The sequence below is a fragment of the Vibrio sp. ZF57 genome, from assembly GCF_001691235.1.
In the GTDB taxonomy this organism is placed as follows: Bacteria; Pseudomonadota; Gammaproteobacteria; order Enterobacterales; family Vibrionaceae; genus Vibrio; species Vibrio crassostreae_C.
In genome coordinates this window covers 271,464-285,808 of sequence record NZ_MAKD01000137.1, presented here as the reverse complement: position 1 = coordinate 285,808, position 14,345 = coordinate 271,464, and the positions used below count along the sequence as shown (strand labels likewise).

Genomic DNA, 14,345 nt, shown 5'->3' with positions numbered 1-14,345 from the left:
TAAAACCGATGTAAGTGCCCTGAATAGCAGAGTCTTCTTTTATCTCAACCGCAAACCCATTCGATTTCAGTGTCCCATCGACATTGAATTCAGTTGGTTCAATACGAAATTTAGCTACATCATCACTACCAGCAGTAAAGGTAATCGTCTCGGTAGCGCTGACCGCACTTCCACTTGGAGAGGATCCATCAGCAAGGTTGGCTTCTGAGAGAGTAACTGGCGGGATCAAATCAATGATTGGATCTTGACCGTCAGTGATACTTAGCTCAAGCGATGAAGTGTCAGTGTCTCCATCACCATCTTCAGCTAAAAACGAGAACTGTTTGACGAGAGTTTCACTGCTTGAGTGGTCGATATCACGAGCGACTTCAAAACTAAAATCGCCATTTAGTGAGATGGTTACAACACCCTCAGTAAAACTGAATGTTTGAACAGCATCTGGCAGCAAGCTCTGATCTAGTGAGTAATCAACACCATCATAGTTAAACGATTGAATTGTCGAGCCATCAGCGCCTTCGAAGTTGAATAGGTTATACGAAACAACGGTATCGCCGGCTAAAGTTGGTTCCGTGACTGACTCAACTTTATCAACTAGCTCAACAACATCATCTGTGACATTAACGAGAATCTCTGCGGCTTCTGGTGTACTCGAACCGCCAGATAGTGCAGAACGGTCGCCATCTGCATCAACAGCATAAATTGGCAATGCAAAAGTTAGCAGCGCATCTTCAGCGCCTTGATGAGAAAGTTCTTCATAAAGATTAAACTCATAGTTGCCCAATGAAGGGCTATCAATTTTAACATCAAAGACCGTAATTCTCGTTCCATTGACCTCAACGTAACCTTCATAAGTTCTTACACCACCGATCTCACCAATCAGCTCAAGTAGCACAGCCTCACCATTTGAAACCAAGGTGCCACCCGTATTAAATTCCGTCGGCTCCAGTTCATAATGGTCGATGATGTCACTTTCAAAAATATCCGCGGTAATACTGCCGCTGCCAGACACTGCCGCCGTGCCCTCTTGTGAGCCGCCAATGATGCCTGCTTCATCGACACTAATACTGTCGACATTAGTAATGACTGGGCTATCGCCATCAGTGATAACAATGTTGATGTTATTGGTTACAACATCTTGGTCGAAATCGGTAATCGTGATCGGTAAATCGAACGTCAGTGAATCGGTGCCCACTTGTTCTATTGGATTAAACTGCTCGAATTTATAAGTACCATCGGTATCTAGTGAGATAGTGAGAACAACCTCACCTCGACCTTGAATGGACAAAGTGATCGTTGTCCCATCATCAGATAGCCTTGCAAGCGTATTTTGATTATCGCTGAGCAACCCATCAAACTGGTCCAGTGCACCAGCATCAAATACAGCTGATTGAAGATTATCACTACCAATATTGGAGAACGTTCCTTCAATTGCTGCACTGCTAGTTTCTACGTTACTGATATTCACACTTTCAGCAGACGGATCGCCCCCATCAACCACGGCAACTTGCGCATTAATTGGTGTTGCTAATGGGTTTCCGGCGGTGTCTTCACCTTGAATATCAAAAGTGATGTTAATTTGATCGCCTGTATAGGAAACCTGACCGCCACCAACAGACGTTACGTGATCAATTGGTTGAGAAATCGTTGTGGTCAATGAAAGCTCAGCGTTGTTTCCAACACTAACAACATCGATGTCGATGCGTAATACTTCATCGGTGCCTTGAACACCAATGATAGAGTTCGTCGCCGCATCATAAGTAAACGTAACGGGTTGACCACTTGAAGTAATATCACTGTTTAGCTCTGTGAGTAGCGAAGCGAGAGACAGTGCTTCTGGAACAAAAGAATCAGGGGAGAGCGCTAAACTACCAGCAATAATCGTTTCGGTAGTTGTAATAGATTGGGGGTAGGTATTGCCAGAAATGGAGCCTTCGGTGAGCACTTCACTGATTGATTGACCGCCCGATGAACGGGTTATTGTTCTGAACTCTTCTCGGTCTTCATCAACCGTTTGTTCTGCTAGACCTGCGGTCTCAAAAAATGTCGACGGATGAGTTTCGGTGTAGTTGTAGTCAATCGTCACAAAGCCAGCGTTTGCAGAACCTAATCCGCCCCCCGCAGCCGTTGCTTCTAAGATTTGGGTCGGATCGGCACCACCTAAAATGGCTTCTTGGATAGCAGCAAATTCATCATCATCAAAATCTCCTGCATCGGCTTGCTGTAAGTCAAAATTAACTTCTCCAGCGATAGGAGCATCAGCCCACACTAAGTCTTGATCAACACAGCCAACACAATTACTTGCCACCTCAGTGACACCGTTTGGATTACCTAATAACAGCTCTGCTTGGTTTGCAGTGATAACAATCTCGTTTTCACGAATAATATCGCCAACTGAAATTTTTCGTGCGCTTCCATCAGACTTAACCGCAATGACTTCTCCACTCACTGCCTCTACAACTGCAGCTTGGCGCGAAACTTCAATACCCATATATCCCCCGAGGTCACAAAATGCTGTATTGCCCAACATCGTGAAAATGATAGTAATAACGGTTTCAGGCTTAAATTATATTCAGAACTTATTCTCTGCATTAACAATCAATTACGTAGACTGATGTATGTGATGAGTCAGTTCCGTTTCGCCTGTTTTTTTTATAGTTTACTTAACTTTAAGCCTAGTCTTCCTTATCCGAAATGTCATGTCTGTGCGAAGTGACTTCTTTTCACAAATCTAGGCATTCACTTTAGTTTGTTCATGGACTAAGCAAAAGTTTATAGGGTGTTGATTAATATGCAATAAAACGCATACCTTAATTACACCTCAAATTTTTATAAATATATACAGTAATAAAGTTGATAAATCATTAGGATTTATGGGCGATTGATAGGGTCGATATATACCTAAACCCCAAAGAAGAACTAAATCCCATATTTGAGACAAGGTGTAGCACAAAGCTGATGAGAAACTGTTCAAACACCGTATATGGCGTCAATTACATATACAACCGTTAGAGTATTGAATGGGTATGCAGGGACAATGAGTAGAATTTGCAAATGGATATTTCGAGGTATCCAAAAAAAGCCCACTAAGTTGAACCTTAGTGGGCTTTAAAATCAGTATATAGCGTTATGTTGTTAGCAATGACACACAACTATTTAGCGAGGCGGTTCGCCGTCCAAACGTAAAGTAGCTCGAGAGCAATCGTCGCACCAGCCAATGCTGTAATCTCGCTTTGGTCATACGCTGGAGAAACTTCTACAACGTCCATACCAACCATGTTGATGCCCTGCAAACCACGGATAATTTTCAGAACTTTATCTGAATTCAAACCGCCGCATACCGGAGTACCTGTACCCGGAGCAAAAGCAGGATCCAGACAATCGATATCAAACGTTAAGTACACTGGCTTATTACCAACAATACCTTTCACTTGAGCAATGATCTCGTCCACGCTCATGTCGTTCGCTTGCATCGCATTAATGACATTGAAGCCGTGACCTTCCTGTTTATACTCAGTGCGAATTCCAATTTGCACTGAATGTTCAGGCGAAATTAAACCTTCATTTGGCGCATGGTAGAACATAGTACCGTGATCGTAACGACTACCCTGACTGTAAGTGTCAGTGTGCGCGTCGAAGTGAATCAGAGCCATCTCACCGTACTTCTTGCCATATGCTCTTAACAAAGGCAGTGTAATGAAGTGATCGCCACCTAAACCTAACAGAGTTTTACCACTGTTTAGAATCGCATCAGCAGCTGCTTCTAAACGTTGAGTTAGGTCTTCTGCATCACCGCAATCAAACACAAGGTCGCCAGCATCAATGACCGAGGTGTGTTCAAATACATTGAAGTCCCAAGGGAATTTTTTACCTTCCCACGCCAAGTTTACTGACGCACGACGAATCGCATCAGGTCCCATACGAGCACCCGGACGACCAGACGTCGCCATATCTAACGGCGCGCCCAACACAACCACATCAGCATCGTTGTCGATTGGGTTTTGCACCAATGGACGACGCATAAACGTCATCGCATTGGAGTACAACGAGTAATCTGGTTTCGTAAATAGATCGTTCATTAAAAATCCTCAAGATAGGTGTAACCCATCAAGCCTTGCTCTAACTCTTCAAGTACGCTTTGCTGCTCTTGCGCTGGTACTTTCGCGGTGACCAATTCTTTGTACTTCTGACGAATTAGGTCCATATCGATATGAACGTAACGCATCATGTCTTCTACTGTGTCGCCTTCGTTGATGTAGTCAATGTTCGCTTCTCCGCTTTCATCAACATTCACCACAACACTGTGCGTATCACCAAATAGGTTATGCATATCGCCCAAGATCTCTTGGTACGCGCCTACTAGGAAGAAGCCCATTAGGTATGGTTCATCTGGGTTCCACGCTGGCACTGGCAATGTTGTTTCAATGCCTTGACCATCAACATACTGGTCAATCGTACCGTCAGAGTCACAAGTGATGTCCAACACCACAGCACGACGCTCATCCGCATTATCTAAACCGCTCAGTGGCAATACAGGGAACACCTGATCAATACCCCAAGCATCTGGCAATGACTGGAATAGTGAAAAGTTCACGAAGAACTTGTCCGCTAAACGCTCGCTCAACTCATCCAAAATTGGACGGTGGTAACGGTTCTTTGTGCTCATGCGAGTGCTAAGCTCGTAGTTAATACGCAAAGACATTTGCTCTGCCCAAGCACGATGCTGAAGATTCAGCATACCGGTCGCAAATTGGTTGTGCGCTTCTGCAATATCGCTCTGAGTGTCGTTATAGATCTCAATCAACGCACGGTCATCATTACCAGCATCGAGCTCTAAGAAGTTCTTCCACATGTTGTTTAGCAACAGTGGTGCGTCTGCTTCTGGCGCAGCCATATCTTCCGGTGAGTAGCTTTCAGTACCAATCACGTTGGTGATCAACACAGCATGGTGCGCAGTCAGTGAGCGACCAGACTCCGAAATAATCACAGGTTGTGGCTGATTGTAGAGTTTACAAATATCCCCTACTGTCATCACGATGTTACGAGCGTACTCAAGCAAGCCGTAATTCATTGAGTTTGAAGATTGGCTACGCGTGCCGTCGTAATCGACTGCCAAGCCACCACCAACATCTAAGAACTTCAGTTGAGCGCCAATATCACGCAGTTCACAGTAGAAACGAGCCGCTTCACTCACGCCATTTCGCACGTCACGAATGTTTGCCATTTGTGAACCTAGGTGGAAGTGCACGAGTTCAAGTACATCCAGCTGGTCTTCGGCTTTCAAGCGTTCGATAACAGTAAGCACTTGTGATGCAGACAAACCGAATTTCGACTTCTCACCACCACTTGCTTGCCATTTACCTGCACCTTGAGAAGCAAGACGAATACGTAAACCCAAACGAGGTTTTACGCCAAGTGCTTTCGCTTCAGAAAGAACAAGATCAAGCTCAGACAACTTCTCTAGAACGATAAAGACTTTGTGGCCTAGCTTTTCGCCAATCAGTGCAAGGCGGATGTATTCTCTGTCTTTGTAACCGTTACACACGATCACAGAGCTCGCTTTTTGAGCCAACGCCAGTACCGCTAATAGTTCAGGTTTGCTGCCCGCCTCTAGTCCTAGCTGCTTTTGCTCTAATTGAGCTTGGCTCGCTAAGATCTCATCAACCACTTCTTTTTGTTGGTTAACTTTAATCGGATAAACAAGTAGGTAACGATTGTCGTACTGATATTCGTCGATCGCTTGGTTAAATGCGTTACAGATATTGTGCACACGTTGATGCACTATTTGAGGAAAACGCACAAGAGCAGGTAAACCAATATTTCTTTGCTCTAACTGTTTTACGATCTTACTTAGTGGGACTTGATGATCCGTCTCGCTCGGTGAAACATACACCTCACCGTTATCATCAATTCCATAAAAACCTTGGCTCCAGTGCTTTACATTATACTCAGCACGGATGCGTTCCAAATTAACCGAATTTTCCAATTCTAGAGACCTCACACTATAGGGCCATCGACAGAAGATACCTCTTTGGAATAGCGAGGTATAACCCAACAAAAAGCGTTCAAAAACGATTTGTTGGCTGCATTAACCGATATTATTAAGAGCGAGTCCAACCATTGATATTTGTGGTGACGATTACGTTTTTTTATCGACAGATCGACTTAAAATGACAGGTAAGGAATTACAAGGTTTTAGGGTAAAAAACAGGCTGAAGCGCATTAAATATAAAGCAATTTCTCACATTAAATTAGGGAGAAAAAATGTGCAGAAACCAAAAGATTTTTAGTAAATTGAGTGAGGTTAAGTCAGAGTTGTGACAAATATAAGCACTTCACAATCTGAACTCTCGCTATCACCAACACAGCTTGTGTCCCGCGATTCGATGCCGATAAACACTTCATTCTTCCTACTAGAACTCGCTCACTTCAATGTTGTAACCGCTCAATTTTTGAACTTTTCTCGCGCATATCTTGTATTCGGTTCAATCTTCTTGTAATTTTAACTGACCAACCAATCGGTCAGCCTTCGAATTTAGGGGATACTATGAGCCATAATCTAGACCTTGAACCAAACACGTCGAGCACCAACGACATGGATCAAATATTCAACCGACAACAAGATCACTACCGTAACAACGTTAATCCAACACTTGATCAGAGACGAAATGATCTCTCAGTCTTGAAAAAACTATTAATGCGCTACCAAGAGCAGTTAATTGAAGCGGTATCAGAAGATTATGGCCATCGAGCAGAGCACGACAGCTTAATTGCTGACATCACCCCTTCCCTACACCAGATCAATTACAGTGATAAAAACCTGAAGAAGTGGTTGAAGCCTTCACGTCGAAAAGCCGGCTTGATGCTAACACCAGCCAAGATTACTGTGCATTATCAGCCAGTAGGTGTGGTTGGTATCATCGTGCCTTGGAACTTCCCAGTCATGCTCTCTTTAGGCCCTCTGATCACAGCGTTAGCAGCGGGCAACACGGCGATGCTCAAGATGTCGGAGTTTACTCCAGCGACCAACCGAGTTTTAAAAGCGATGTTGGCCGAAGGCTTTAGTGAAGATCAGGTTGCGATTATCGAAGGCGAAGCTGACGTTTCCGCTAAATTTAGCCAACTGCCGTTTGACCATATCCTTTTCACAGGCTCAACCGCTGTGGGTAAACACGTTATGAGAGCAGCGGCTAACAACTTAACACCAGTTACCTTGGAATTAGGCGGCAAATCTCCAACCATCATTGCCCCTGACTTTGATGTAGCTGACGCTGTTGAACGTATCTTGTTTGCCAAGAGTCTAAACGCTGGCCAGATATGTGTAGCGCCTGATTACATCTTATTGCCGCGAGAAAAATCAGACGAGTTCATCACAGCCTATAAGCGTTATTTCAAGAAGCTTTATAAAGCCGGTATTGAGAGCAAAGACTTAACCTCAGTGATCAACATGCGCCAATACAATCGCTTGAAAGGTGTCATTGAAGACGCACAAGCCAAAGGCGCGGTTATTCACACGGTAACCGAACAAGCACAAGACGATGTAAACCACAGAATGACGCCGCACCTTCTCACCGAAGTGAACGATGAGATGCTCGCGATGCAAGAAGAGCTGTTTGGTCCTGTTTTGCCTATCGTGCCTTATGATTCCATCGAAGAAGCAATCAATTACATCACAGAGAGAGAACGCCCACTGGCTCTGTACCTAATGAGCCATAATAAAGAAACCCAAGACAAGCTTTTATCAGACACGCACTCTGGCGGCGTGTGTATTAATGATTCTTTGGTGCATGTGGCTGCAGAAGACGCACCATTCGGTGGCATCGGCCCTTCAGGCATGGGACACTATCACGGCATTGAGGGCTTCAAGACCCTTAGCCATGCCAAAACCGTTCTAAGTAGAGGAAAAATCAACTTCACCAAGTTAATGCATCCTCCTTACAACAACCCAATCAAGAAACTGATGTTCAAAGTACTCAATAGATGATCACCAAAAGACAAAAAATCCTAGATGCTGCACTCCTGCTCTTCTCTCAACAAGGGCTAGAGGGCACATCTACCGGACAAATAGCGAAAACAGCCGGCGTGGCAAAAGCGACGTTGTTCCACCACTTCGAGAATAAATCTCTATTGATTGATGAACTGTTTCGCGAGCTGAAGCTAGAGCTATTCTCGACCCTTCAACCGCACACTGATGTGGCTGTAGAAGATCGCTACCAAACCTTTAAGTTCATGTGGATCACAGGAATTGAGTGGGCATTAGAGAATCCGGTTGCGATGAAGTTCTTCACCAATGTTCATTTCGACCCAACGACTCAAACTCGAGAAGTGATTGTTTCACAGATGTTCGCATCGCTAGACGAGATCATTTTGAAAGGGCAACAAGATGGTGAATTGATGGTGTTGGACATTAACCTTGTTAGACACTTCATTCATAGCCACTTTCTGATTTGTGCAAACTGGCTGATTGAACAAAGCGAGTCTCCACCAGAGCAAACATCGAAGTACATCAACGATAGCTTTGATATGTGTTGGCGCGCCGTTGGTGGGCAAACCAAGTAGCTTTAGCTTTAAGCCCAAGGCTCTAAGCTCTAAGCTCTAAGCTCTAAACCCAAAGATATAAGTTCTAGACTCAACTGATTTCCAATAATGATCACTAAAGCGCCACAAAGGCGCTTTAATTATTTGAACACAATTTAATCACCTCAACATATTGACTCAGAGTACTTTCTTTCAGTACCATCCCACCATCATTTCAAAAGAGAATAACGCCATAATGAAGTACTAACATCCTGACATCCGATTTATTTTTATAAAAATCATTTGGACACTCGGGGTTAGTGGGCGTTACTTCATCATCTATTTTCGCGACAAATCAAGCTCTTAAAGATCCGTTTTTTGACAAACAAACATCTTTAAGATCATTACCTCAAAGACAGGAACCATCTCAATACCGCTTTCTCTCTTTCATTGGTCATCTATCTAAGTAACGCCTTTGGCGATCTGTTGTTAGCATCCAGCAGGAGCTTGCACAGAAAAGCGCCTCACCCCTTTTACTCGTTTACACGTAAAGGGAGGTATTTCTATGCCGACTATATTAGCCAATAATCTCTCATTCCAACTCGATACTGGTGAGTGGTTATTCAAAAACATCACCTTTAATTTGAGCACTCGCCTCACAGGCCTAGTCGGAAGAAATGGGGCTGGAAAGTCATTGTTACTTTCGTTGCTCGTTGGACAAAAACAGCCCACAACGGGCAGTGTTTCGCGCCAAGGTTCAATCGGCTTTTACTCTCAGTTACCATCAACGCTACTGGATACCAACATCACCATCGCTGACTTCTTAGGACTCACCGAAAAGTTAGAAGCGTTAAGCGCCATAGAACAAGGTAGCTGTGAACTGCAGCACTTCAATATCGTTGGCGATGATTGGGATTTAGAGGCGCGTACCCAGCAGTTGCTAGGTACATTAAAGATCACTCGTGATTTGAACACACTTTGTTGCTCTTTGAGTGGTGGGCAACTCGCCCTGTTACAGCTTCATCAGCTATTCGTATCAAATAACGACATACTGATCCTCGATGAGCCTTCGAACCATTTGGATAACGACGGACGCAATTGGCTACTAGAACAATGCCAGTTGTTTGAAGGTAAGGTACTTGTCGTCAGCCATGATCGAAGCTTATTGAGACAAATGGAAGGTATCTACCATCTCAACAGTTTGGGGTTACGTTTCTATAAAGGAAACTACGATGACTACTTCAAACAAATGTCGAATCAGGCCGATGCACTAGATAAACAGATTGCACATCACCAATCCGAAAAGAAACGACTGGAGCGCCAAGCTCAAGCTAATAAGGAAAAAGCACAGCAACGTGAGTCTCAAGGTAATCGACTCAGAAAGTCCGGTAGCCAACCCAAGATATTATTGGATGCGATGAAAGATAAAGCAGGACGAACGCAAGGAGCATCAGCCACTAGTCAAAAGAACTTAAAGGACCAAAACCAACATAAGCTTCAATCTCTTAAAGAACAAAAGGAACAACTAAAACCACAGGCCTTGTATCTACAGCAGAGTAATAGCAAGAAAAAGAACTCGCTATTAACCGTTGAAGATTGCCATCTGAGTTTTGGTTCTGACGCTCGTATCAACTTTTCTATGTCGCAAGGTGAACGGTGTTATCTCACTGGTGCAAACAGCTGCGGAAAGTCGACGCTGTTAAAGGCCATTCATGGGCAACACTCGAACTATACAGGTTCCATTAAACGCTTAGGGTCCACAGTATACTTGGATCAACACTTTGGACTATTAGACACCAACGACACAATGTTCGATAGCCTGGTGACACATAGCGGCAGCATGACAGAAAGTGACGCACGAACCTTGTTAGCTGGTATTGGATTCAGACGAGACTCCGTCTACCGCAAAATAGCTCACCTAAGCGGTGGAGAGAAAATGAAACTGGCGATGTTGATCGTCAGCCATAAACAGGATTCGCCATTACTGCTGCTAGATGAACCAGACAATCACCTAGACATCGACTCGAAGCAAATATTAGCTTCGGCTCTGCGTGAATACCAAGGCGCTATCATCTTGGTCAGTCATGATAGCGATTTTGTTGAGGAGGTCGGCGTTAGCCAAAACCATATCCAGCTTTAACCTTCGTAAATTCGTTCACTTAGTTTAGTTAAGCGAGTATTCTTCCGGATACTCGCCTTTCTTGATTGAGACAAGTAAACTACGCGCCTCGAACATCTATTCATAAGGCTAAGGTTTGCATACTCTAGAACAATTAAAATCAGGGCAACTTAAAGGTATTAAGCGCTTAAAACTGTCGGAAAGTCTCACCGAGTTTCCTCTAGAAATCATAGAGCTTGCAGATTCACTTGAGATCCTTGACCTTTCAGGTAATCAGCTGTCAGACCTACCAGCCGAGTTATCAAAGCTAACTAACCTGCGTATTATCTTCGCGTCGAATAACCTGTTTACGCACCTGCCTGATGTTCTAGGGTCACTTCCTAAGCTCAAAATGGTTGGCTTCAAAACCAACCAAATCAAAACCGTTAGCGAACAATCTCTGCCGACTCAACTACGTTGGTTAATCCTGACCGACAATGAGATTGAGGCCCTGCCTAGCTCACTAGGTGAAAGACCGCGACTACAGAAACTGGCATTGGCGGGTAACAAGATTCGCGTGTTACCAGAAAGCATGGAAAACCTATCCAACCTTGAGCTAGTTCGCCTGTCTGCAAACCAGTTGACTGAATTCCCAGAGTTCCTTATCAAGCTACCAAAACTGGCTTGGTTAGCGTTTGCGGGTAACCCGTTTTGCAAACACCCTAGCAGCTTAGATAGCGTGCCTGCGGTTAGCTCTCAAAGCTATTCACTGAATCAAGTACTTGGCCAAGGCGCATCTGGCGTGATCTCGCATGCAAGCTGGCTAAACAGCGACTTCGATTTTCCACAGGAAGTGGCGGTTAAAGTGTTTAAAGGCGAAGTCACCAGTGACGGCTACCCACATGATGAACTGGAAGCGTGCTTGCAGGCTGGACACCATAACAACTTGGTAAAATCTATCGCCCAAGTAGAGGAACAAGATTACCTAGCTTTGGTGATGGAACTCATTCCAAACAGCTACTACAACCTAGGGCTACCACCAACACTCGAGACTTGCACGCGTGATACTTTCCCAGAAGGTTTCGAACTTTCAATTGCTCAAATCAATAGCATTACAGAGCAGATGATTGATGTGTTTGAACACCTTCATGCCAATAAAGTCTCTCATGGTGATCTATACGCTCACAACACTTTAGTGAACGAACAAGGTCAGATGATCTTTGGTGACTTTGGCGCTGCGACTATCTACGGCTACCTAACTGAAGAACATCAACAAGGTATTCGCCGAATTGAAGCACGTGCATTGAAGTACTTTATTGAAGACCTACTGACGATTTGTGCAAAGCAAGATCAAGACAGCGAGCTTTATACTCGATTGGCGAACTTCGAAGCTTAATAGAAGTATTCAGTCAGATTGAAGACAACAAAGCCAACATCACTGTTGGCTTTTTTATATGCTAATTAAACGAACCAGCGTTTAGCTTTCAACTTGAACAAGCTTCAAGTACGAATGCAGCTCTCCGCTCTTATACTCAACCGCAGAGTGAATATTAAGGTCAGCACGAGCCACAACAGCAAACTGGTAGCAGTTCTCACCCTTCAGAATCTCGACGTGTAACAAACCGTCTTTTAGTTGCCACTGCCCTGTTGTTTCAAATCGGTCGAACAAACGATATTCAATCAAAGAACCGTCAGCATTGAAGTGCACTTCAGTGATGTAACCGCCGGGGCAGCTCTTCACCCAAACTCGATTCTCGATATCACTGACCGTAAAGTTACGCCTTGTGTCACGCCACGCTAGAAAGCCTTCGCTATCATAAAGAGCAATGTCGAGATCAGTTCTAGAAATTAACGGCTGCTCAGTTTGCTCACGACAATAAAGTTGGAGCAAAATTTTCTGAACTGTTTCATTCTGTAATTCATTCATTGTGACTTCTCTTTCTCATTGCTCTGCGTTAGACGCGGTATTGATCAACCAATTCTATTTAAAGCGGGCTACACAAGCTCGTAAGAAACCACATACAGCTGAGAGATACCTGGATAGATATCTTGAATCACGTCTTTCAGTACTTGCAGCGTCATGTTCTCTTGCTGAGCATGGAACTCACCTAAGTCATCAAACAAAATTGGCTCAACGCTGATGATCTTAAGATTACAGAACACACGGTCTTGCTCTAGCGTCGATACTTCCACAACACTGCCTGGCTGGTAGTCTCGCTCAGATTCATCACGAATAGTAATCGTCTTCTTGCCAGATAGGATGTCAGTTTCAAAACGTTCGAAGAACGTCATAGTGGTCGGTGCGGTCATTTATTTCGGTCGCTTTACATTTAAAGGTTAGGTAAATGTTTATATACCAGAATGCGTGTTCAAGCGAATAAAAATTAGGTGCGAGATGCGAGAGAGTATGGCAAAGCCAAATTACAGGCAATAAAAAAGGAGAACCGAAGTTCTCCTTTTCTTAAACCTTTAAGCTAACTCTAAATTATAGAGATGCTTTCGCTTTTTCAACTAGAACAGCAAATGCTGCTTTGTCGAATACTGCGATGTCAGCAAGAATCTTACGGTCGATCTCGATAGATGCTTTCTTTAGGCCATTGATGAAACGGCTGTAAGATAGACCATTTTGACGAGATGCCGCGTTGATACGTGCAATCCAAAGTTGACGGAATTGACGTTTCTTGTTGCGACGGTCACGGTAAGCGTATTGACCAGCTTTGGTAACTGCTTGGAAAGCTACGCGGTAAACACGTGAACGTGCTCCGTAGTAACCTTTAGCTTGTTTTAGAACTTTCTTATGACGTGCACGAGCTTGTACACCACGTTTTACGCGAGGCATTATGCTTCTCCTAAACTAAACGAATTTATAAACTAAAAAGAATTAAGCGTATGGCATCATACGTAGAACTTGAGCAACTTCACATTTAGGAAGGATCGAGTTCGGACGTAGCTGACGCTTGTTCTTAGTAGTACGCTTAGTCAGGATGTGACGTTTACCAGCGTGCTTAAACTTAATACCACCAGCAGTTTTCTGGAAACGCTTAGCAGCACCTTTGTTGGTTTTCATCTTAGGCATGATGAATAACTCCGCATTGTTGAGTTGTTAATAACATAGTAATTAGGGCGAATAAAACCCCGCAACCTGAGGCTGCAGGGTTCAATTACTTGCAAAGCCGTTAATTACTTCTTTTTAGGGGCCAACACCATGATCATCTGGCGACCTTCAATTCTCGTTGGGAAAGATTCGACTACTGCAAATTCTTCAGTATCCGCTTTCAAACGATTAAGAACGTCAACACCGATTTCTTGGTGAGCCATTTCGCGGCCACGGAAGCGAATTGTTACCTTCACTTTGTTGCCGTCTTCTAGGAAACCAGTCAGGTTGCGTAGTTTTACCTGATAGTCTCCAATATCAGTTCCAGGTCGGAATTTAATTTCCTTGATCTGAACCTGCTTTTGCTTCTTCTTCTGCTCTTTCGCAGCTTTGCTCTTCTCGAAGAGGAACTTACCGTAGTCCATCACACGACAAACTGGCGGCTCGGCGTTAGGGCTGATCTCTACAAGATCCATACCAGCTTCATTTGCAGCTTCCATCGCTTCAGCGATTGATACTACACCAACAGCTTCGCCGTCTGCGCCAGTTAGACGCACTTCACGAACGCCACGAATGTCACCGTTTAAACGGTGCTGGTTTTGTTTGGCCGGTTGTTGGCCACGTCTTCCGCCTTTAATA

Annotated in this window: 12 protein-coding genes; 4 read left to right on the top strand and 8 right to left on the bottom strand. The window is 44.1% G+C overall.

Going from position 1 to position 14,345, the window contains the following annotated elements:
- The 3 genes from A6D97_RS21110 to speA all read right to left on the bottom strand — a co-directional run.
- A partial coding sequence (locus A6D97_RS21110; RefSeq protein ID WP_139074334.1) for a retention module-containing protein occupies positions 1 to 2,488 on the bottom strand: 2,488 nt, incomplete at its 3' end.
- A gap of 661 nt (positions 2,489 to 3,149) precedes the next feature.
- Positions 3,150 to 4,076: an agmatinase gene (gene speB, locus A6D97_RS21105; protein WP_017063610.1), complete on the bottom strand. Its 927-nt coding sequence runs from the start codon at positions 4,074 to 4,076 to the stop codon at positions 3,150 to 3,152.
- The gene (gene speA / locus A6D97_RS21100) at positions 4,076 to 5,983 is read right to left on the bottom strand and encodes an arginine decarboxylase (RefSeq protein WP_065585203.1); all 1,908 of its coding nucleotides are present in this window, start codon (positions 5,981 to 5,983) and stop codon (positions 4,076 to 4,078) included. The genes speB and speA overlap by 1 nt, the downstream gene beginning before the upstream one ends.
- A 561-nt stretch (positions 5,984 to 6,544) precedes the next feature.
- Between speA and A6D97_RS21095 the strand changes: the two genes are divergently transcribed.
- From A6D97_RS21095 to A6D97_RS21080, 4 genes are all read left to right on the top strand, one after another.
- On the top strand, positions 6,545 to 7,981 hold the full coding sequence (locus A6D97_RS21095) for a coniferyl aldehyde dehydrogenase (RefSeq protein WP_017070227.1): 1,437 nt from the start codon (positions 6,545 to 6,547) through the stop codon (positions 7,979 to 7,981).
- Positions 7,978 to 8,556 carry a TetR/AcrR family transcriptional regulator gene (locus A6D97_RS21090; protein WP_017066051.1) on the top strand — a complete coding sequence of 193 codons (579 nt, stop codon included), beginning with the start codon at positions 7,978 to 7,980 and terminating at the stop codon, positions 8,554 to 8,556. The genes A6D97_RS21095 and A6D97_RS21090 overlap by 4 nt, the downstream gene beginning before the upstream one ends.
- Before the next feature lie 523 nt (positions 8,557 to 9,079).
- Complete coding sequence (locus A6D97_RS21085) at positions 9,080 to 10,654, top strand: ATP-binding cassette domain-containing protein (RefSeq protein WP_065585200.1); 1,575 nt, start codon at positions 9,080 to 9,082, stop codon at positions 10,652 to 10,654.
- A 115-nt stretch (positions 10,655 to 10,769) separates the two neighbouring features.
- On the top strand, positions 10,770 to 12,008 hold the full coding sequence (locus A6D97_RS21080; protein ID WP_065585199.1) for a leucine-rich repeat-containing protein kinase family protein: 1,239 nt from the start codon (positions 10,770 to 10,772) through the stop codon (positions 12,006 to 12,008).
- 81 nt (positions 12,009 to 12,089) lie between these two features.
- Here A6D97_RS21080 and A6D97_RS21075 read toward each other — a convergent pair whose 3' ends face one another.
- The 5 genes from A6D97_RS21075 to infC form a co-directional block, all read right to left on the bottom strand.
- Complete coding sequence (locus A6D97_RS21075; RefSeq protein WP_065585198.1) at positions 12,090 to 12,539, bottom strand: hypothetical protein; 450 nt, start codon at positions 12,537 to 12,539, stop codon at positions 12,090 to 12,092.
- A 68-nt stretch (positions 12,540 to 12,607) separates the two neighbouring features.
- Positions 12,608 to 12,922: a N(4)-acetylcytidine aminohydrolase gene (yqfB, locus tag A6D97_RS21070; RefSeq protein WP_017063603.1), complete on the bottom strand. Its 315-nt coding sequence runs from the start codon at positions 12,920 to 12,922 to the stop codon at positions 12,608 to 12,610.
- Positions 12,923 to 13,097: 175 nt separating this feature from the next.
- Positions 13,098 to 13,451: a 50S ribosomal protein L20 gene (gene rplT, locus A6D97_RS21065; protein WP_004733517.1), complete on the bottom strand. Its 354-nt coding sequence runs from the start codon at positions 13,449 to 13,451 to the stop codon at positions 13,098 to 13,100.
- A gap of 42 nt (positions 13,452 to 13,493) precedes the next feature.
- On the bottom strand, positions 13,494 to 13,688 hold the full coding sequence (gene rpmI / locus A6D97_RS21060; RefSeq protein WP_004738430.1) for a 50S ribosomal protein L35: 195 nt from the start codon (positions 13,686 to 13,688) through the stop codon (positions 13,494 to 13,496).
- Positions 13,689 to 13,792: 104 nt separating this feature from the next.
- Positions 13,793 to 14,344, bottom strand: coding sequence for a translation initiation factor IF-3 (gene infC, locus A6D97_RS21055; protein WP_076654893.1), 552 nt, complete (start codon positions 14,342 to 14,344; stop codon positions 13,793 to 13,795).
- Between the last annotated feature and the right edge of the window lies 1 nt (position 14,345).

Coding starts and splice junctions, on each gene's coding strand:
- yqfB (WP_017063603.1), bottom strand. CDS start 12,922: ATGACCGCACCGACCACTATGACGTTCTTCGAACGTTTTGAAACTGAC.
- speB (WP_017063610.1), bottom strand. CDS start 4,076: ATGAACGATCTATTTACGAAACCAGATTACTCGTTGTACTCCAATGCG.
- A6D97_RS21085 (WP_065585200.1), top strand. CDS start 9,080: ATGCCGACTATATTAGCCAATAATCTCTCATTCCAACTCGATACTGGT.
- A6D97_RS21095 (WP_017070227.1), top strand. CDS start 6,545: ATGAGCCATAATCTAGACCTTGAACCAAACACGTCGAGCACCAACGAC.
- rplT (WP_004733517.1), bottom strand. CDS start 13,451: ATGCCTCGCGTAAAACGTGGTGTACAAGCTCGTGCACGTCATAAGAAA.
- A6D97_RS21075 (WP_065585198.1), bottom strand. CDS start 12,539: ATGAATGAATTACAGAATGAAACAGTTCAGAAAATTTTGCTCCAACTT.
- rpmI (WP_004738430.1), bottom strand. CDS start 13,688: ATGCCTAAGATGAAAACCAACAAAGGTGCTGCTAAGCGTTTCCAGAAA.
- A6D97_RS21090 (WP_017066051.1), top strand. CDS start 7,978: ATGATCACCAAAAGACAAAAAATCCTAGATGCTGCACTCCTGCTCTTC.